General features: G+C 73.3%; 18 protein-coding genes. 12 read left to right on the plus strand and 6 right to left on the minus strand.

Annotated features, from left to right (window positions below; translation table 11 throughout):
• Positions 1-49: 49 nt before the first annotated feature.
• The 11 genes from hisI to lgt all read left to right on the plus strand — a co-directional run bounded on the left by hisI (position 50) and on the right by lgt (position 9,996).
• Positions 50-463: a phosphoribosyl-AMP cyclohydrolase gene (hisI, locus tag EF387_RS18690; RefSeq protein ID WP_128377712.1), complete on the plus strand. Its 414-nt coding sequence runs from the start codon at positions 50-52 to the stop codon at positions 461-463.
• An 11-nt stretch (positions 464-474) separates the two neighbouring features.
• A complete protein-coding gene (locus EF387_RS18695; RefSeq protein WP_128377713.1) occupies positions 475-1,962 on the plus strand; it encodes an anthranilate synthase component I in 1,488 nt (495 codons plus the stop codon).
• A 447-nt stretch (positions 1,963-2,409) separates the two neighbouring features.
• A complete protein-coding gene (locus tag EF387_RS18700; protein WP_128377714.1) occupies positions 2,410-3,063 on the plus strand; it encodes a TIGR02234 family membrane protein in 654 nt (217 codons plus the stop codon).
• 259 nt (positions 3,064-3,322) lie between these two features.
• Positions 3,323-3,589 (plus strand): HGxxPAAW family protein, encoded by a 267-nt coding sequence (locus tag EF387_RS18705; RefSeq protein WP_128377715.1) that lies wholly within the window; start codon positions 3,323-3,325, stop codon positions 3,587-3,589.
• 157 nt (positions 3,590-3,746) lie between these two features.
• Positions 3,747-4,235, plus strand: a complete 489-nt coding sequence (locus EF387_RS18710; protein WP_128377716.1) for a DUF2752 domain-containing protein — start codon at positions 3,747-3,749, stop codon at positions 4,233-4,235.
• Positions 4,236-4,400: 165 nt separating this feature from the next.
• Positions 4,401-5,210: an indole-3-glycerol phosphate synthase TrpC gene (trpC, locus tag EF387_RS18715; RefSeq protein WP_128377717.1), complete on the plus strand. Its 810-nt coding sequence runs from the start codon at positions 4,401-4,403 to the stop codon at positions 5,208-5,210.
• A 6-nt stretch (positions 5,211-5,216) separates the two neighbouring features.
• The gene (trpM, locus tag EF387_RS49755; protein ID WP_420802595.1) at positions 5,217-5,459 is read left to right on the plus strand and encodes a tryptophan biosynthesis modulator TrpM; all 243 of its coding nucleotides are present in this window, start codon (positions 5,217-5,219) and stop codon (positions 5,457-5,459) included.
• Between the two features lie 411 nt (positions 5,460-5,870).
• Positions 5,871-7,157 carry a tryptophan synthase subunit beta gene (trpB, locus tag EF387_RS18730; protein WP_128377719.1) on the plus strand — a complete coding sequence of 429 codons (1,287 nt, stop codon included), beginning with the start codon at positions 5,871-5,873 and terminating at the stop codon, positions 7,155-7,157.
• Positions 7,154-7,969 (plus strand): tryptophan synthase subunit alpha, encoded by an 816-nt coding sequence (gene trpA / locus EF387_RS18735; RefSeq protein WP_128377720.1) that lies wholly within the window; start codon positions 7,154-7,156, stop codon positions 7,967-7,969. The genes trpB and trpA overlap by 4 nt, the downstream gene beginning before the upstream one ends.
• A gap of 83 nt (positions 7,970-8,052) precedes the next feature.
• Positions 8,053-8,826: a DsbA family protein gene (locus tag EF387_RS18740; protein WP_128377721.1), complete on the plus strand. Its 774-nt coding sequence runs from the start codon at positions 8,053-8,055 to the stop codon at positions 8,824-8,826.
• A 72-nt stretch (positions 8,827-8,898) separates the two neighbouring features.
• Entirely contained in the window at positions 8,899-9,996 is a 1,098-nt protein-coding gene (lgt, locus tag EF387_RS18745; protein ID WP_128377978.1) for a prolipoprotein diacylglyceryl transferase, read from the plus strand.
• 54 nt (positions 9,997-10,050) lie between these two features.
• Here the strand turns inward: lgt and EF387_RS18750 are convergent, their stop codons facing one another.
• The 6 genes from EF387_RS18750 to EF387_RS18775 form a co-directional block, all read right to left on the minus strand.
• Positions 10,051-10,854 carry an HpcH/HpaI aldolase/citrate lyase family protein gene (locus EF387_RS18750; protein ID WP_128377722.1) on the minus strand — a complete coding sequence of 268 codons (804 nt, stop codon included), beginning with the start codon at positions 10,852-10,854 and terminating at the stop codon, positions 10,051-10,053.
• Positions 10,855-10,931: 77 nt separating this feature from the next.
• Positions 10,932-12,137, minus strand: a complete 1,206-nt coding sequence (locus EF387_RS18755) for a CaiB/BaiF CoA transferase family protein (protein WP_128377723.1) — start codon at positions 12,135-12,137, stop codon at positions 10,932-10,934.
• Positions 12,134-13,750 carry an ADP-ribosylglycohydrolase family protein gene (locus tag EF387_RS18760; RefSeq protein WP_202918312.1) on the minus strand — a complete coding sequence of 539 codons (1,617 nt, stop codon included), beginning with the start codon at positions 13,748-13,750 and terminating at the stop codon, positions 12,134-12,136. The genes EF387_RS18755 and EF387_RS18760 overlap by 4 nt, the downstream gene beginning before the upstream one ends.
• Positions 13,747-14,910, minus strand: coding sequence for an ADP-ribosylglycohydrolase family protein (locus EF387_RS18765; protein ID WP_128377724.1), 1,164 nt, complete (start codon positions 14,908-14,910; stop codon positions 13,747-13,749). Before EF387_RS18765 ends, EF387_RS18760 begins: the two co-directional genes overlap by 4 nt.
• Before the next feature lie 7 nt (positions 14,911-14,917).
• Positions 14,918-16,189 carry an ADP-ribosylglycohydrolase family protein gene (locus tag EF387_RS18770; RefSeq protein WP_420802598.1) on the minus strand — a complete coding sequence of 424 codons (1,272 nt, stop codon included), beginning with the start codon at positions 16,187-16,189 and terminating at the stop codon, positions 14,918-14,920.
• Positions 16,090-17,112, minus strand: coding sequence for an ADP-ribosylglycohydrolase family protein (locus EF387_RS18775; RefSeq protein WP_128377979.1), 1,023 nt, complete (start codon positions 17,110-17,112; stop codon positions 16,090-16,092). The genes EF387_RS18770 and EF387_RS18775 overlap by 100 nt, the downstream gene beginning before the upstream one ends.
• Positions 17,113-17,729: 617 nt before the next feature.
• Here EF387_RS18775 and EF387_RS18780 point away from each other — a divergent pair.
• Entirely contained in the window at positions 17,730-18,461 is a 732-nt protein-coding gene (locus tag EF387_RS18780; RefSeq protein WP_128377726.1) for a VIT1/CCC1 transporter family protein, read from the plus strand.
• The last annotated feature ends 113 nt before the right edge of the window (positions 18,462-18,574 follow it).

Consider the following 18,574-nt stretch of genomic DNA (forward strand, 5'->3'; position numbering starts at 1 on the left):
CCTGTGGACAACCGCGGGTCCCGTCCGCGGCTCGCGGCACAATGGCCCCATGACCAGCACGCCCCCACCCAGCAGCCCCGGTGGCCTCGACCCGGAGATCGCCGCCCGCCTCAAGCGCAGCGCCGACGGGCTCCTGCCCGCCATCGCCCAGCAGTACGACACCGGGGAGGTGCTGATGCTCGGCTGGATGGACGACGAGGCCCTGCACCGCACGCTGACCACGGGCCGCTGCACGTACTGGTCGCGCAGCCGTCAGGAGTACTGGGCCAAGGGGGACACCTCCGGCCACGTCCAGCTGGTGAAGTCGGTGGCGCTGGACTGCGACGCCGACGCGGTGCTGGTGCGGGTGGACCAGGTGGGCGCGGCCTGCCACACCGGCGACCGCACCTGCTTCGACGCCGACGTCCTGCTGAAGGACGCCGGGCCGGAAGTACCGTCGGACGCACCCGCACAGGATCAGTAAGGTCAGCCGCCATGGACCTCGAGACGTTCCGCAAGCTGGCCACCGACCGCCGTGTCATCCCCGTCAGCCGCAAGCTCCTCGCCGACGCCGACACCCCGGTCGCGCTCTACCGCAAGCTCGCCGCCGAGCGCCCCGGCACCTTCCTGCTGGAGTCCGCGGAGAACGGCCGTTCCTGGTCCCGGTACTCCTTCGTGGGCGTCCGCTCGGCCGCCACGCTCACCGAGCGAGACGGCCAGGCGCACTGGCTGGGCGCCCCGCCGGTCGGCGTCCCCGTCGGCGGCGACCCGCTGGCCGCCCTGCGTGCCACCATCGAGGCCCTGCACACCCCGCACGGTGAGGGCCTGCCCCCGTTCACCGGCGGCATGGTCGGCTACCTCGGCTACGACATCGTGCGCCGCCTGGAGAAGATCGGCCCCGGTGAGCGGGACGATCTCAAGCTGCCCGAGCTGACCATGCTGCTCACCTCCGACCTCGCCGTCCTCGACCACTGGGACGGCACGGTCCAGCTGATCGCCAACGCGATCAACCACAACGACCTCGACACCGGTGTCGACGAGGCGTACGCCGACGCGGTCGCCCGCCTCGACGCCATGGAGGCGGACCTCGCGCGCCCCGTCTCGGGGCCCCCGGCCGCCCTGCCCCCGTCCGAACTGCCCGAGTACACGGCCCTGTGGGGCGGCCCGGACTTCCGGGAGGCGGTCGAGGACATCAAGGAGCGCATCCGGGCGGGCGAGGCCTTCCAGGTGGTGCCCTCACAACGGTTCGAAACCCCGTGCACGGCGAGCGCGCTCGACGTCTACCGGGTGCTGCGGGCGACCAACCCGTCGCCGTACATGTACCTCTTCCGTTTCGACGAGTTCGACGTGGTGGGCTCCTCCCCGGAGGCGCTCGTCAAGGTCGAGGACGGGCAGGCCATGGTCCATCCCATCGCCGGGACCCGGCCGCGGGGCGCGAGCCCGCAGGAGGACCAGGCCCTCGCCGACGAGTTGCTCGCCGACCCCAAGGAGCGGGCCGAGCACCTGATGCTGGTCGACCTCGGGCGCAACGACCTGGGGCGGGTCTGCGAACCCGGCTCGGTCGAGGTCGTGGACTTCATGTCCATCGAGCGGTACTCGCACGTGATGCACATCGTCTCGACGGTCACCGGGCGGGTGGCGGCGGGGCGCACCGCCTTCGACGTGCTCACCGCATGCTTCCCGGCAGGCACCCTGTCCGGGGCGCCGAAGCCACGAGCGATGCAGATCATCGACGAACTCGAGCCGTCCCGGCGCGGGTTGTACGGCGGCTGCGTCGGCTATCTGGACTTCGCGGGCGACTCCGACACCGCGATCGCCATCCGCACCGCGCTGCTGCGCGACGGCACGGCGTATGTGCAGGCCGGAGCCGGCATCGTCGCCGACTCCGACCCGGTCGCGGAGGACGCCGAGTGCCGCAACAAGGCCGCGGCCGTGCTCCGCGCCGTCCACACGGCCAACCGGCTCGGCGGAGCAGCCGATTGACGGTCCGGCAGCCGGGCGGCTCGACGATCCTGTCGATCCGTCAGCTGTTGGAATCCGACTGTTGGTGCGGTCCGTCGGCTGGTGCGGTGGGGCTGTTGGTGCGGTCCGTCAGCTGGTGCGACGATGGGGCCTGTTGGTGACGTTCGTCAGCCGGTGCGGTCCGGAACCGGTGCGGTCCGCCGGTCGGTCCGGCAGGTCAGCCGGTTCGGTCCTGGAGTCGGTTCGGGCGCGTCAGCCGGTTCGGTCCTGTAAGCCGGTTCCGTCCGGTCGGCTCGCCCCGTCCGGTCGGCTCGCCCCGTCCGGTCGGCTCGCCCCGTCCGGTCGGCTCGCCCCGTCCGGTCGGCTCGCCTCGTCCGTCCGGTCCGCCCCGGCCGTTCGGTCCGTCGGCCGTGGCAGCCGGTGGCTGATATGGCCCCGGTTGACTCGCGTCGCCTGCCGCGCGCGATAGTGGGACACGTGACTGCCGCTCCCCGCCCTCGCCCCGAAGCCGAAGCCGAAGCCGCCGGACCCGGCCGTTCCGGTCGCCGCAGCCTCGCGGTCGCCCTGTTGTGCGGCGCCGCCGGCGCGGCCGTCGCGCTGCTCGCCTCCCGGCAGGGGTGGTCCGAGGGCACCGCCTCCGTTGCGGGCGGTGACCTCCCGCTCACAGCCAAGGGCAGCGATGTCACGGGCGTTCCCGCCGCCCTCGCGGTCGTGGGCCTCGCCGCGCTCGTCGCCGTCTTCGCCGTGCGCCGCGCGGGCCGTTCCCTGGTCGCGGGACTGCTCGCGCTGTCCGGAGCCGGGACGATGGCGGCGGCGCTGGTCGGCGCCGGGGACGGCACGGCACTGGACGAGAAGGCGGCCCAGGTCTCCGGTGACACCTCGGCCACGGCCGACGCGCTTACCCACACGGCCTGGCCCTACGTCGCCGCCCTCGGCGGCTTCCTGATCCTGCTGGCCGGGCTGCTCGCACTGCGGTACGGCAAGCTGTGGCCCTCGATGTCGGGACGCTACGAACGGGACGGCAGCCCCCGCACGCGCCGTGTCCGGCCGGTGGCCGACCCCGACCGGCCCGAGGACATCTGGAAGGCGCTGGACCGGGGAGAGGACCCGACGGGCGCTTAGGGCTTGCCGGGATACAACTTGCGTGCTCCGGGTCTTGACACTGCAGCTCAGGACAGATGCTCGCCGACGATTTATTTCCCGGCAAGCCCTTAGCCGGGCGACGGGGGTGGACCCGTCCCAGCCGGGTGCCTGAACTGGGGTTCGGTTCTGTGGCGGAGGTCGCACGGGCACCCCGCGGTCACCCCCTAGCCTGGGTGCGGGACAATGGGCCGGGAGCATCGGACTCTCGGACGACGTAGACAGCAACGAGGAGCAAGTCATGGCGGGCAGCAGCCACGGACACACCCCGGCCGCCTGGACCGGTGTCACCATCATGTTCATCGGTTTTTGCGTCGCGGGTGCCTTCATGGTGATGGCCAACCCGTTGGGCTTCTGGGCCGGCATGGTGATCGTGGCCCTCGGCGGGGTCGTCGGCTGGGCGATGAGCGCCGCGGGGCTGGGCCAGCCGAAGAGCGCACAGCAGCCCGTCGTGACCGCCGCCGCCGCGGAGAAGGGCGCTCCGGAGCCGGTCAGCGTGGAGAGCTGAGCCGCGCACGAGCTTGAGCCGCACGCGCGCACGAGCATGAGCCGCGCACGAGCGTGGCCCGTGGAGGCGGCCCCGGCCACACCGGCCGGGGCCGCCTCCTTCGCTGTCGGCGCGGTGGGCGGTCGCGGGGGCGCGAAGAACCCGCGGCAAGGGGAGAATGCATGGGGTGAACGCCGAACATCAGGTGAGCCGGGCGCCCACGGTTCCCGTCGCCGCGGCGGGGCCCGTCCCGGGCGCGCCCGGTCGTGGCACGGCCGTGCGCCGGCTGGCGCTCCCCGCGGGGGTGCTGGGGGCCGTCGTCGGGGCCTTCGCGTATGTCGGCGCCGTCGATCCGAACGAGCCCGGCCACTACCCCGTCTGTCCGCTCCTGCACTACACAGGCGTGTACTGCCCGGGCTGCGGCGGATTGCGCAGCGCGTACGCCCTCGTGCACGGAGATCTCATCACCGCGCTGCACGCCAACGCACTCGCCGTCGCCGGATACGTCGTGTTCGCCGCGGTGTGGACCGTCTGGGTGGTCCGGGCGGCCCGGGGGCGGCCCCTGCGCATCGACCTCGGGCCGGTACGGATGTGGAGCATCGGCGTCCTCCTGGCGCTCTTCACGGTTGTCCGGAACCTGCCGTTCGGTGGCTGGCTCCACCCTTGATCAACCCATGAACGTCCAGTTAGTGGGACCGCCGTCAACCGGATGCGAGGGCTCTGCCCACCTCCGGATACCATCGCAGTGACCACGGAAGCCGCCCGGAGCGGCTCACGGTCACAAGCACCATCTGCTTTTTGACCGCCAACCGTCAGGAAGGGGGCCGCTCGCGTGAGTGTGCTCGACGAGATCATCGACGGAGTCCGTGCCGACCTCGCGGAGCGGCAGGCACGCGTCAGCCTCGACGAGCTCAAGGAACGCGCGGCGAAGGCCCCCGCCGCCAAGGACGGCGTGGCTGCCCTGCGCGGTGACGGCGTCAAGGTGATCTGCGAGGTGAAGCGGTCCAGCCCGTCCAAGGGCGCGCTCGCGGCGATCGCCGACCCGGCCGGGCTCGCCGCCGACTACGAGGCGGGCGGCGCGGCGGTCATCTCGGTCCTCACCGAACAGCGCCGCTTCGGCGGCTCGCTCGCCGACCTCGAGGCGGTCCGCGCCCGCGTGGACATCCCCGTCCTGCGCAAGGACTTCATCGTCACCTCCTACCAGCTGTGGGAGGCCCGGGCCTACGGGGCCGACCTGGCACTGCTGATCGTGGCGGCGCTGGACCAGCCCGCGCTGGAGTCGCTGATCGAGCGCGCCGTCTCCATCGGCCTCACCCCGCTCGTCGAGGTGCACGACGAGGACGAGGTGGAGCGGGCGGTGGACGCCGGAGCCAAGGTGATCGGCATCAACGCGCGCAACCTCAAGACGCTCGAGGTGGACCGCACGACCTTCGAACGGGTCGCCCCCGAGATCCCGGGCGGCCTCATCAAGGTCGCCGAGTCCGGCGTGCGCGGCCCCCACGACCTCATCGCGTACGCCAACGCGGGCGCCGACGCGGTCCTCGTGGGCGAGTCGCTGGTCACCGGGCGCGACCCCAAGACGGCGGTCTCCGACCTCGTGGCGGCCGGGGCCCACCCCGCGCTGCGGCAGGGGCGGGGCTGAGCACTCATGACCCTGCGCCGCGTCGTGGCCCGACACCGGACGAGCCTCCGCTCGACCGGTGCGGTGGCCTGCGCGGCGCGGCCCCTCGACCCCTATGCGCGGTTGGCCCGGGGGTGCCGGCCCCGTGGGTGCCGTGCACCCGCGCGGCGCGTGCACGGGCGGCGCGTGCGTTATGTGATCGGCGATGAGCCGGGTCAGGTGAACGGCATGCGATGGCGCGCCGGTCTGTGCGCCGCGGCCGGGGCCTGAGGCAGCCTTTCTCGCCCCCGCCGCTCCTACCCTTCCCATCCCCAGGGGCTGCCGCCCCTTCAACCCCGCTCCCGGGCTGCCGCCCCGGACCGCGCGTCGGACATCGGCCGGGCGGCCCCGTCCTCAAACGCCGAGCGGGCTGGATCCGAGCTGACCCGCGCTGTTGCGTGTGGGCAGGTGGGGGCGCGTCCCGTCAGGGGCGCGGGGAACCACGCGATCAGTCACAGGCGGCCGGCACTGTGGGGTCGAAGGGCAGCGCCCTGGCGATGGGACGGGTAGAGGCGGCGGGGGCGGCGGGAGCGCGGCAAAGCAGCCTGTCACCCACCGCACCGGCCTCCCGCCGCAGCGCACAAACGCGACTACCGTCAATCCCACCAAGAGTTCGGGGCGCACGCCCCTGTGAGGTATCGGATGTCCAGCGAGTTCTTCATCCCAGACCCGGACGGTCACGTTCCAAGCGCCGAGGGCTACTTCGGCGCGTTCGGCGGCAAGTTCATCCCGGAGGCCCTCGTCGCCGCCGTGGACGAGGTCGCCGTCGAGTACGACAAGGCCAAGACCGACCCCGAGTTCGCACGCGAGCTCGACGACCTGCTCGTCAACTACACCGGTCGGCCCAGCGCCCTCACCGAGGTGCCCCGGTTCGCCGGGCACGCCGGGGGCGCCCGTGTCTTCCTGAAGCGGGAGGACCTCAACCACACCGGCTCACACAAGATCAACAACGTGCTCGGGCAGGCCCTGCTCACCAAGCGCATGGGCAAGACCCGCGTCATCGCCGAGACCGGCGCGGGACAGCACGGTGTGGCCACCGCCACGGCCTGCGCCCTCTTCGGGCTCGACTGCACCATCTACATGGGCGAGATCGACACCCAGCGGCAGGCCCTCAACGTGGCCCGGATGCGGATGCTCGGCGCCGAGGTCATCGCCGTGAAGTCGGGCAGCCGGACCCTCAAGGACGCCATCAACGAGGCGTTCCGGGACTGGGTCGCCAACGTCGAGCACACCCACTACCTCTTCGGGACGGTCGCCGGGCCCCACCCCTTCCCGGCCATGGTGCGCGACTTCCACCGTGTCATCGGCGTCGAGGCGCGGCGGCAGCTCCTGGAGCGCGCCGGGCGGCTCCCGGACGCCGCCATCGCCTGCGTCGGCGGCGGCTCCAACGCCATCGGCCTCTTCCACGCCTTCATCCCGGACGCCTCCGTCCGCCTCATCGGCTGCGAGCCGGCCGGGCACGGGATCGAGACCGGCGAGCACGCGGCGACCCTCACCGCGGGGGAGCCAGGCATCCTGCACGGGTCCCGGTCCTACGTCCTGCAGGACGACGAGGGCCAGATCACCGAGCCGTACTCGATCTCGGCCGGACTCGACTATCCGGGCATCGGGCCGGAGCACTCGTACCTGAAGGACTCCGGCCGCGGCGAGTACCGCGCGGTCACCGACGACGCGGCCATGCAGGCCCTGCGCCTGCTGTCGCGGACCGAGGGCATCATCCCGGCGATCGAGAGCGCCCACGCGCTCGCAGGCGCCTTGGAGGTGGGCCGCGAGCTGGGCCCGGACGGGCTGATCGTGGTCAACCTCTCCGGCCGCGGGGACAAGGACATGGACACCGCCGCACGCTACTTCGGCCTCTACGACACCGACGCGGCCGTCGCCGCGGACGCCGACGCCGACACCGCCGAGATCGAAGGGGACGCCAAGTGAGCGGGAACATCCAACTGCTGACCGACACCCTCGCCGGCGCCAGGGCCGAGGGCCGGTCCGCGCTCATCGCCTACCTCCCGGCAGGCTTCCCGACCGTGGACGGCGGCATCGACGCCATCAAGGCCGTCTTCGACGGGGGAGCGGACGTCGTCGAGGTGGGACTGCCGCACAGTGACCCCGTCCTCGACGGGCCCGTCATCCAGACCGCCGACGACATCGCCCTGCGCGGCGGAGTAAAGATCGCGGACGTGATGCGGACCGTCCGCGAGGCGCACGCGGCCACCGGGAAGCCGGTGCTCGTGATGACGTACTGGAACCCGATCGACCGCTACGGCGTCGAGCGGTTCACCGCCGAGCTCGCCGAGGCGGGCGGGGCCGGGTGCATCCTGCCGGACCTGCCGGTGCAGGAGTCGGCGCTGTGGAGGGAGCACGCCGAGAAGCACGGTCTCGCCACCGTCTTCGTGGTCGCGCCCAGCAGCAAGGACGCCCGGCTCGCCGAGATCACCGCGGCCGGCTCCGGCTTCGTCTACGCGGCCTCCCTGATGGGCGTCACCGGCACCCGGGAGTCCGTGGGCGCGCAGGCGCAGGACCTGGTGGAGCGCACGCGGGCCACCACCGCCCTGCCGGTCTGCGTCGGGCTCGGCGTCTCCAACGCGGCGCAGGCCGCCGAGGTCGCGGGCTTCGCAGACGGGGTGATCGTCGGTTCGGCGTTCGTCAAGCGGATGCTGGACGCGCCGGACGAAGCGGCGGGCCTGGAGGCCGTACGGGAGCTGGCGGCCGAACTCGCGAAGGGCGTGCGCGGCACCGCGTAACGTCACAGAACAACCGCTCACCCGAACGAGTGGACCTGGGACCGGGGAGGCGCGCTGGGCCTCCCCGGTTCGTTCTGCCCGATGTGAGCGAGAGAAACCGTGAGGGAAAGCGCACCGCCCGGGAGCGGCTGGCGGCGGAGCGGGCGAAGCAGCAGGCGGCGAACAAGCGCCGCCGCACACTGATCGTGGGCGCCGGTGTGGTCTGCGTGCTGGGCCTGGCCGCGGTGATCGGTGTGGTGGCGGCCAACGCCGGCAAGGACGAGGGGGACGCGTCGGGCCCGCTCATCACCCCGTCCGGAGCGACCGGCAAGGACGGCCTCGCCATCCCCGTCGGCAGGGGCGCCGCGCAGTCGACCCTCGTCGTGTGGGAGGACTTCCGCTGCCCGGCCTGCAAGAGCTTCGAGGACAGCTACCGCTCGGCGATCCACGAGCTGACCGAAGCGGGGCGGCTGAAGGTCGAGTACCACCTCGCGACGATCATCGACGGGAACATGGGCGGCAGCGGCTCACGGCGCGCGGCGAACGCGGCGGCGTGTGCCCAGGACGCCGGAAAGTTCGTGCCGTACCACGACGTCCTGTTCCAGAACCAGCCCCCTGAGCCGGACGACGCCTACGGCAACGACGCGAAGCTCAAGGAACTGGCGCGCAAGGTCGACGGCCTGGCGGGCCCCGCCTTCGACAAGTGCGTGGACGAGGGCAGGCACAACGCCTGGGTCGCCAAATCGGCCGACGCCTTCCTCAAGGGCGGCTTCCGCGGCACGCCGGCCGTGTTCCTCAACGGCAAGGACCTCTTCGCGGACCGCGGTATGACTCCGGAGAAGTTCAAGCAGATGGTGGAGACGGCGGACCAGGCCTGACGGCCCGTTATCGAGCCGTAGTCCGGGGCGGCTGCCCGCCCGGGCGCCCGGCAGGGTAGCGTCGTGCCTGCCATGGAACTTGCCTTCATTCCCAGCCCGTCGCGCGGTGTGGTCAATCTCGGCCCCATCCCGCTGCGCGGATACGCGTTCTGCATCATCATCGGCGTGTTCGTTGCCGTCTGGCTCGGCAACAAACGCTGGATCGCCCGCGGCGGACGGCCCGGCACGGTCGCGGACATCGCCGTGTGGGCGGTGCCGTTCGGCCTCATCGGCGGGCGGCTCTACCACGTGATCACGGACTACGAGCTGTACTTCAGCGAGGGCCGCGACTGGGTCGACGCGTTCAAGGTCTGGGAGGGCGGCCTCGGCATCTGGGGCGCGATCGCACTCGGCGCGGTCGGCGCGTGGATCGGCTGCCGGCGCCGGGGCATCCCGCTGCCGGCGTGGGCCGACGCGGTCGCCCCCGGCATCGCGTTCGCGCAGGCGATCGGTCGCTGGGGCAACTGGTTCAACCAGGAACTGTACGGACGCGCCACCGACCTCCCCTGGGCCCTGGAGATCACCTCCTCGGACGACGGGCGGGTGCCCGGCACCTACCACCCGACGTTCCTGTACGAGTCGCTGTGGTGCATCGGCGTCGGTTTCCTGGTGATCTGGGCGGACCGCCGCTTCAAGCTGGGGCACGGGCGGGCGTTCGCGCTGTACGTCGCCTCGTACTGCGTGGGCCGCTTCTGGATCGAGTACCTGCGGGTGGACGAAGCACACCAGATCCTGGGTCTGCGCCTGAACAACTGGACCTCGGTCGCGGTGTTCCTGCTCGCCGTGCTCTACCTGGTGCTGTCCGCCCGGACGCGACCGGGCCGTGAGGAGATCGTCGAGCCGGCGGCCGTCGAACCGTCCGACGAGAGCGCCTCCGACGAGAGCGCCGCCGGTAAGGGCGCCGCCGACGAGAGCGCCTCCAGTGGGGCGACCGAGGCCTCCGCCGACTCCTCCGGCTCCCCCGGCAAGGACGCCGTCGGCAAGAAGGACGCCGTCAGCACAGAGAAGGACGCGGAGACGAAGGGTTCTTCCGCGCAGGCGAAGGCGGAGGCGGCGAAGGAGTCCGAGCCGGAGTCCGAGTCGGAGCCGGAGAAGGCCAAGAGCGAGGCCGAGTCGGCCAAGAAGGGCTGACCCTCCCGTCGGTCGCCCGGGCCTTCACGGCCCGGGCGGGACTGCTGGGAACGCTCAGGGCCGTCGGTGGGCCAGGGCGAGCGTGCGGTGGGCGCCCGCGACGATCGCCGCGTCCACGAAACGTCCGTCGGGCAGCGCCAGGGCGCCGCCGCCGACGACGGCCGCCTTCGCGATCTCCTCGGCCGCCTCGATCTCCTCGGTGGTCGGCGCGTACGCGCGTTCGATCACCGGTAGCTGGCGCGGATGGATCGCGGCTCGCCCGAGGAAGCCCAGCGCCTTCCCGTGGGCGCACGACTCGGCCAGTCCGGCGAGATCACGCACGTCGGGGTAGACCGACTGCGCGGGGGAGGGCAGCCCGGCCGCCCGCGCCGCACACACCACCCGGCTGCGCATCCAGTCGAGCCCGCTGTCAGCGACACCCAGCTCCGCCCGCAGATCGGCCTCCCCGAGCGAGACACCGCGCACCGCCGGATGCGCGCCGGCCAGGGCGTAGGCGTTCTCGATCCCGCGAGCCGATTCCAGCAGGACGTGGAGGGGGAGCGCGGTGCGCTCCGCGACCCTCACGACCTCGGCCGGCGCACTGACCTTGGGCAGCCGCAGCCCCGACAGACCTCGCAGGGCCGACAGCGCGGCCAGGTCGGCCTCCGACGCGGGGCTGCCGAGGGCGTTGACGCGGACGTGCACGGGGACGGGGGGCTCGGCCGTGAGCAGTTCGGCGGTCGCCGCGCGGGCGTACTCCTTGCGGTCGGGAGCCACCGCGTCCTCCAGGTCGATCAGGACGACGTCGGCCCCGGCCGCCAGTGCCTTCGCCACCACGGAGGGGCGGTCGCCCGGTACGTAGAGCCAGGTGAGGGGCATGGGCGCGGGGGCGGTGGGCCTTGCCGGCCCCGCGGGCCGTGTCGGCCCCCTCGGCCCCGTCGGCCCCTCAATGGTGTTCATACGGCACCCTCCGCTCTCAGTGCTGCGATCTCCGCAGCGTCCAGTCCGAGTTCGGTGAGCACGGCCTCCGTGTCCGCCCCGTGCGGGCGCCCCGGCCAGCGGATCCCGCCCGGGGTCTCGGTCAGCCGGAAGAGGACGTTCTGCATGCGCAGCGGGCCGAGCTCGGGATCGTCGACCGTGGTGACCGTGTCCAGCGCCGCGTACTGCGGATCCGCCATGACGTCCCGTACGTCGTACACCGGCGCCACCGCCGCCTCCGCCTTCTCGAACGCCGCCAGCACCTCGGACCGGCTGTGCCGCTCGATCCAGGAGCCGACCGCGTCGTCCAGGACGTCCGTGTGCCGGGCCCGGTCCGCACCCGTGGCGAACCACGGTTCGTCGATCAGCTCCGGCCGCCCCACCAGGCGCATCACCCGCTCCGCGACCGACTGCGCCGAGGTGGACACCGCGACCCAGGTTCCGTCCGCCGTGCGATAGGTGTTGCGCGGTGCGTTGTTCGCCGAACGGTTGCCGGTCCGCGGCTGCACATGACCCAGCTGGTCGTACCAGAGCGGCTGCGGGCCGAGCACGGTCAGGATGGGTTCGATGATCGCCATGTCGACGACCTGTCCGCGGCCGGTGCTCTGCCGGGCGGTCAGCGCCGTCATCACCGCGTACGCCGTCGCCAGACCCGCGATCGAGTCGGCCAGCCCGAACGGCGGCAGCGTCGGCGGCGCATCCGGCTCACCCGTGATCGCCGCGAAGCCGCTCATCGCCTCGGCGAGCGTGCCGAAGCCGGGGCGGTGGGCGTAGGGGCCGAACTGGCCGAAGCCGGTGACCCGGGCCAGCACCAGCCGGGAGTTGGCCGCGGACAGTTCGTCCCATCCGAGGCCCCATCGCTCCAGGGTGCCCGGGCGGAAGTTCTCGATCACGACGTCCGCGGTGGCGGCCAGGCCGAGCAGCACCTCCCGGCCGCCCTTGCTGGAGAGGTCGACGGTGATGGCGCGCTTGTTGCGGCCGAGCAGCTTCCACCACAGGCCGACGCCGTCCTTGGCGGGGCCGTGCCCGCGCGAGGGGTCCGGTCGGCGCGGATGCTCGACCTTGACGACCTCGGCCCCGAAGTCGCCGAGCAGGGTCGCGGCGAGGGGACCGGCGAAGAGGGTGGCGAGGTCCAGGACGCGCAGTCCGGTGAGGGGGCCGTGGAGCTGGGCGGGGGTGGTCATGAGTGGGGGGACTCCCGGTGCGTCAGGCCGAACGTGAGCTCGGCGAGGGTGTCGAAGCCGGTGCCGTCGAAGCCGGCGACGGAGGTGGCGAGGCGGTTCTTGAGCGGGGCCGTCCAGCGGGCGGGAAGGGGACTGCCGGACAGCAGGCCCGCGACACTGCCCGCCGTGGCGCCGTTGGAGTCGGTGTCCCAGCCACCGGACACCGCACGGCAGACGGAGGCCTCGAAGTCGCCGTCCGCATGGGTGAGGGCGGCCGCGACGAGGGCCGCGTTGGGGATGACATGGACCCAGTGGTAGGCGTCGTGGGCGGTGTGCAGCCGGTCGACCACCTTCTCGAAGTCCCGTTCGGCGAGGGCGAGTCGGACGGCGTCGTCGACGGCCCGGTGGAGCCGGGAGCCGGGTGGGACGACCGTGAGGCCGGTGCGGAGGCAATGGTGGACATCGTGGCTGCCCGTCGCCGCCTCGGCGATCGTCGCCGCGACGAACATCGCGCCGTAGACGCCGTTCGCGGTGTGGGTGAGCGTGGCGTCGCGGTGGGCCTGTTCGGCGGCGGCCGCAGGGTCGCCCGGATTGGTCCAGCCGTGGACGTCGGCGCGGATCAGGGCGCCGACCCATTCGCGGAACGGGTTGTGGTGGGTGGCCGTGTGCGGGGGCTCGAGGCCCGTCAGGAGGTTGCGGTAGGCGATGCGTTCCGCGGTGAAGGTACGGGCGGCGGGGAGTTCCGCCAGCCAGAGGGCCGCCACGTCCCCGGTGCTGAAACGCTTGCCGTGGCGTTGCAGCAACAGCAGGTTGAGGAGCGGGTAGTTGAGGTCGTCGTCCTCGGGCATGCCGTCGATGTTCTCGGCGAGCGAGGTCGTGGCGGAGCGGCGGTTCCACGGGTGCGCCGCGGCGATGGCCGCGGGCAGCCCGCGGCCCGTGAACCAGGTGTGCAGCGGCCAGTTCCCCGTGGCCCGGGCGATGGCGCGGATGCCGTGCAGGGGGAGCTTCTCCACCGGTTTGCCGAGCAGGCACCCCGCGGCCCTGCCGAGCCATGCGGCTTCCAGGCGGGCCACGGAGGCACGGCCGGTCGTGGTGGTGTCGGTCGCTGTCCTGCCGGTCGTGGTGGTGGTGCTGGTTGCCGTGGCACCGGTCGCGGTGGTGTTGGTCGCGGTCCAGCCGGTCTGGATGGCGCCGGTCTCGATGGTGCTGGTCGCGGTAGAGCCGGGCCGGTCGGTGCTGTGCTGGTCGCCGGGCCTGTGGGTGCCAGGCTTGCCGGTGCCGTGCTCGTCGCCGGACCGGTCGGTGCCGGGCCGGATGGTGTCGCGCCAGTCGGGGCACAGGGCCCGGATCTCCGCCAGGTCTGTCGGCTCGCGGGCCGCCGACCCGTTGGGCAGGAGGGCCAGCTCGTCGAGCAGCGCCTCCGCCAGGACCCGTAGCCGGGCCGGTGCCGGAGGCGACGAGGCGCCCGCGCTGAGCGGGGCCTCCCGGCCGCCCGCCGCCCGCCACCGGGCCGCGATCTCGGCGGGGTCCCGTCCGTCCTCCCGGGCCTGGCGCAGTTCGTGCCCCACCAGGTCCTCCGGCTGGACCCAGGTCAGGCGCAGCGGGTGCGTGGCCGGGTGCGGCGGTGGCCTCATGGCGACAGCTCCGTGAACGCAGACTCATGGGCCCTGCGGCGGCTCACGTCCCGTTCGAAGATCTCCCGGGTGACCTCCGTGAGCGCCTGCGCCGGCGCGTGCAGATCCAGCCGGCTGGCCTCCGCCACCCGCTTCGACCACTCGGACGGCACCCGCGAACCGAGCGCGCCCGCCACGGCCCCCGCCATCGTGGCGATCGAGTCGCAGTCCCGGCCGTAGTTCACCGCGCCCAGCACCGCATGGTGGTAGTCGCCCCGGGCGACGACCACCATGCCGAGGGCAACGGGGAGTTCCTCGATCGAGTGGAGCCGGGAGGGACGGCGGGCGCCGAGCGAAGGGGAACGGTAGTCGGGGCCCACCGTGTCGAACGGCTCGACCGCGGCACGTAGCGGCCGCAGCGCCGACTCGAAGTCGGTGTGGCGGGCGGCCACCTCGCACACCGCCTCGATCGCGGCGCGCGTGCCGTCCTTCGCCAGTGCCAGACACGCCGCAACGACCGAGTCCGGGGTCGCGCCGGGCGCACAGGCCGCCGCGACTGCCGCCGCGAGGACACCCGCGGCCTCCCGCCCGTACGACGACTGGTGCGCCCCGGCGATGTCGAGCGCCTCGGCGTAGGCGCCCGCCGGATTGGCCGCGTTGACCAGCCCGACCGGGGCCGAGTACATCGCGGCCCCGCAGTTGACGATGTTGCCGACGCCTGCCTCCCGGGGGTCCACATGGCCGTAGTGGAGCCGTGCCACCAGCCACTTCTCCGCCAGGAAGATCCGCTGCAGGGGGAGCGCCTCGGCCTCGAGTTCCGGGATCCAGCGCGGTGTGGTCATCAGGTCGGGCACCAGGTGCTCGGCGATCGCGTACGCGTCCAGGTGATCGCGGACGGCGGCGTACACCCGGACCAGCGCGTGTGTCATCAGGGTGTCGTCGGTGACGTGCCCGTCCCCCTTGTGGTACGGCGCGACGGGGCGGGCGGTGCGCCAGTCGTCGCCGTACCAGGGGCCGACGATGCCGTGCACCCGTCCCCCGTGCCGCTCGGCGATCCGCTCGGGGGGCCAGCCCTCGACGGGCCCGCCGAGGGCGTCGCCGACGGCGGCTCCCACAAGGGCGCCGGTGATGCGTTCGTCGAGGGTCGCTGCTGCCGGCCGCTCCGGAGTTTTGGGCGTCATGCCCGAATTATCCGCCCGGTGCGGTCAGTTCCGAAGCTGCCAGCAACTCGGCGAGTTCCACCAGGTCCGTGCCGGTCAGCCCGGGCAGCGTGCACCCGGAGAGGGTGCGGCAGGCCTCCCGCCAGGTGGCCGGTACCGCGGCGGCGCCGCCGAGCGCGCCGGTGAGCGCGCCGGCCAGGGCCGGGGCGGAGTCGGCGACGCGGGACAGACAGGCCGCGGCCGGCACCGCCTCCCGGAGCCGGCCGCGCGCGGCGGTGGCCAGGGCCAGCGCCACGGGGACGGTTTCGGCGGCGGCGATCCCGTAGCTGTAGACGTGGTCGACGATCCTGTGCTCCAGCGGTGGTACGAGGGCGAAGGCGCTGTCCGCGGCCTCGGCGAGCTTCAGCGCCTGCCGGGCGTTGCGGCCGGCTTCGGTGTGCTCGGGGAGTTCGGCGAGCGCGGCGGCCACGCAGGTGTCCACGTCGGCGCCGGTCAGCGCGAGCGCGATCGCCGCGGCCATCGCGCGGGCACCGTGGACGCCGTCGCCGTCCTGGGTGTAGCGCGCGTCGAACTCGGCCAGGTCCGCGGCGGGGCCCGGCTCGCCGGGGTGTGCCACGGCCAGTACGCAGGCCCGTACGCAGGCCGCGTCGTCGAAGTAGTGGGGGTTGTCGTGCCCGGTGGCGGGCGGGCGCAGCCCGGCGGCGAGGTTGCCGAGGCCCGCGCGTACGGAGATCCGGGCGCGCAGGGGGAGCACCGCCGACTCGACCTCCGGGGCGCGGTCCGCGGCGGCGGCGACCTCGCTGGCGACCGCGTTCCAGGACAGGTCGATCGCGGCACGCATCCGGCGCTCGCGGCTCAGGTCCCCCAGGGCGCTGCCGTCGGCGGCCCGCAGCACCGCTTCGGCGGCGAAGGCCGCCCACTCGGCGTCGTCGGAGGGGCCGAGCCGAAGCGGTTCGGGCGGCTGGTTGAGCGCGATCGGCACCGGCAGGGTGGTGGTCGCGTTCCGCTCGGCGAAGGTGTCCAGCTCGCGGGTGAGCCGACGGGTCCACTCGGGCATCCGGGCGGCCCGGTGCCGGGCCGCGGGCCAGCCCGCCGCGTCCCCGGCCGCGAGGCCCAGCAGAAGACCTTCGATGCGGCGCGGGGGAGTGGACGGGGGCCGCACCGCGGGAGGAGTGGCGCTCGTGGGGCGCTCGTGGGGGTTCACCGCTCGGCCCCCGTGGCCCCGCGCACCGCCACGCCGCCCGGTACCAGCAGGTCCGCCACCTCCAGGACGTGGTGGCCCCGCATCGACGGCAGACAGCTGCCGCGGGCCGGGCCGATGGCGGATGCCCAGGCGGTCGGGATCGCGCCGGCGCCCCGGCTCGCCCCGGCCAGGGCGCCCGCCACCGCCCCGGTGGTGTCCGCGTCGCGGCCCATGTTCACCGCGGTCAGGACGGCCTCCGGGAAGTCGCCGTCGGCCGCCGCGTACGCGCCGAAGGCGAGGGCCACCGCCTCGGGGGCCAGGTCCGTCCACGGGTAGCCGCCGATCACCACCGCGGAGCGGACCGCCCGTTCGCCGCGGCGCGCCGCCGCCACGGCGCGGCGCAGGGTGCGGGCCGTCCAGGAGTCGTCGGGCAGCACGGCCAGTGCCGAGGCCACCACCGCCGGCGGAGAAGCCCCCGCCATCGCGGCCGCGACCCCGGCCGCCACCGCCTGTCCGCCGTAGATGCCCTCCCCGTCGTGGCTGACCGAGCCGTCGATCGCCACCAGCCGTGCCGCCTCGGCGGGGCGGCCCGCGGCGAACACCCCGAAGGGAGCCGCACGCATCGCGAGACCGTCGCTCCAGGCGTGCCGGTGCTGGGCGGAGATCGGCGCCGCGAGCCCTCGGCGCAGGTTCTCCAGCGTGCCCCGTTCGCTGAAGCCCGCTCCCCGGAACGGGCCCTCGTCCCGGTCCGCGATCCACCGGTGCCAGGCCGCCTCCACATGCCGGGGGGTGAGCGCCGAGCCGTGCCGGGCCAGCAGCAGTCCGGAGAAGATCGCGTACTCGGTGTCGTCCGTGCCCGCCGGGTGCTCGGTCACGTATCCGGTGATGCGGCCCCAGCGCGCGCGGATCTCGGACGGCTTCAGGTTCTCGGCCGGTGCGCCGAGCGCGTCCCCGACGGCCAGTCCGAGCAGCGCTCCGCGCGCCCGTTCGCGCAGGCCGACCGCGTCCCCCGGAGCCGGGGCGGGGGGAGCGCAGGCGATGGAAGCCGTGGTGGAGGTGGAGACGACAGCGGCGCTGGGCGCGGCGGTGGATGGGGTGGTGGGCGTGCAGGTGGAGGCGGGGGTGGATGGGGTGGTGGGCGTGCAGGTGGAGGCGGGGCTGGGCGCGGCGGTGGATGTGGAGGCGGGGCTCGGCGCGACGGCGGATGTGGAGGTGGAGGCGGTCTTGGGCGCGGCGTTGGATGTTGGCGTCGAAGCGGTGCTGGAGGCCGCGGTGGATGTTGGCGTGGACGCGGTGCTTGGCGCGGCGATGGATGTGGGCGTGGAGGGGGTGCTGGAAGCGGCGGTGGATGTGGCGATGGAAGCCATTCGGAGCCTCTCCTCTCAGGGCTCCCGCCGGAGTCGGTGCGGGGCCTGTGTCCCCGCGGGACCGTGCGGAGCCCTGTGCGGATCTCTCCCCCGCTCGGCGCCGCACCGGCCTCCCGAGGCGTCCGTGTCACCCGGACGACATTTGTGCGTACCTTGCTTCGAATGAGCGGCGGGCCGTAAATGCGCAGGTAAGTACGGCCTTCCTTGCTGGCGAGCAGGAATTCAGAGGCGTACGTTCGGTGTTGTCGAGAAGTGGAATCCGTCCAATCAAGCGTCTTGGGGTGCCTGGTATGGCCATCATCGAAACCGGAGCGACCCTGCATGAGGCGCACCGCGACAACCACACTCACCGGGACGTCAACGGCGGCTGGTTGCGCCCCGCCGTCTTCGGCGCCATGGACGGGCTCGTCTCCAATCTCGCGCTGATGACCGGTGTCGCCGGCGGCTCCGTCAGTCAGCAGACGATCATCCTCACCGGCCTGGCGGGACTGGCCGCCGGAGCCTTCTCCATGGCTGCCGGCGAGTACACCTCCGTCGCCTCGCAGCGCGAACTGGTCGAGGCCGAGCTCGACGTGGAGCGGCGGGAACTGCGCAAGCACCCGAAGGACGAGGAGGCGGAGCTCGCCGCGCTCTACCGGAGCCGCGGTGTGGAGCCGGAGCTGGCGCGCGAGGTCGCCCGGCAACTGTCGAAGGACCCCGAGCAGGCCCTGGAGATACACGCGCGCGAGGAACTGGGCATCGACCCCGGTGACCTCCCCTCGCCCGTCGTCGCCGCGGTCTCCTCCTTCGGCTCCTTCGCCCTGGGTGCCCTGCTGCCCGTGCTGCCGTACCTGCTCGGCGCGAGTGCGCTGTGGCCCGCCGTGCTGGTGGCGCTGGCCGGCCTCTTCCTGTGCGGTGCGGTGGTGGCCCGGGTGACCGCGCGGTCCTGGTGGTACAGCGGGCTGCGGCAGCTCGCCCTCGGCGGCGCCGCGGCCGGTGTGACCTACGCCCTGGGCAGCCTGTTCGGCACGGCCGTAGGATGATGCATCGAGGAACTATGCGCGAGATCGCATAAGTAGCCGTTACTCGGCGGTTTCAAATCCATGACCACTGGGCATGAGCCGTAAGCACTGTGGGCAATGAGGCTCGCAGGCGC

Origin of the sequence: Streptomyces cavernae, assembly GCF_004023625.1 — a bacterium.
In the GTDB taxonomy this organism is placed as follows: Bacteria; Actinomycetota; Actinomycetes; order Streptomycetales; family Streptomycetaceae; genus Streptomyces; species Streptomyces cavernae.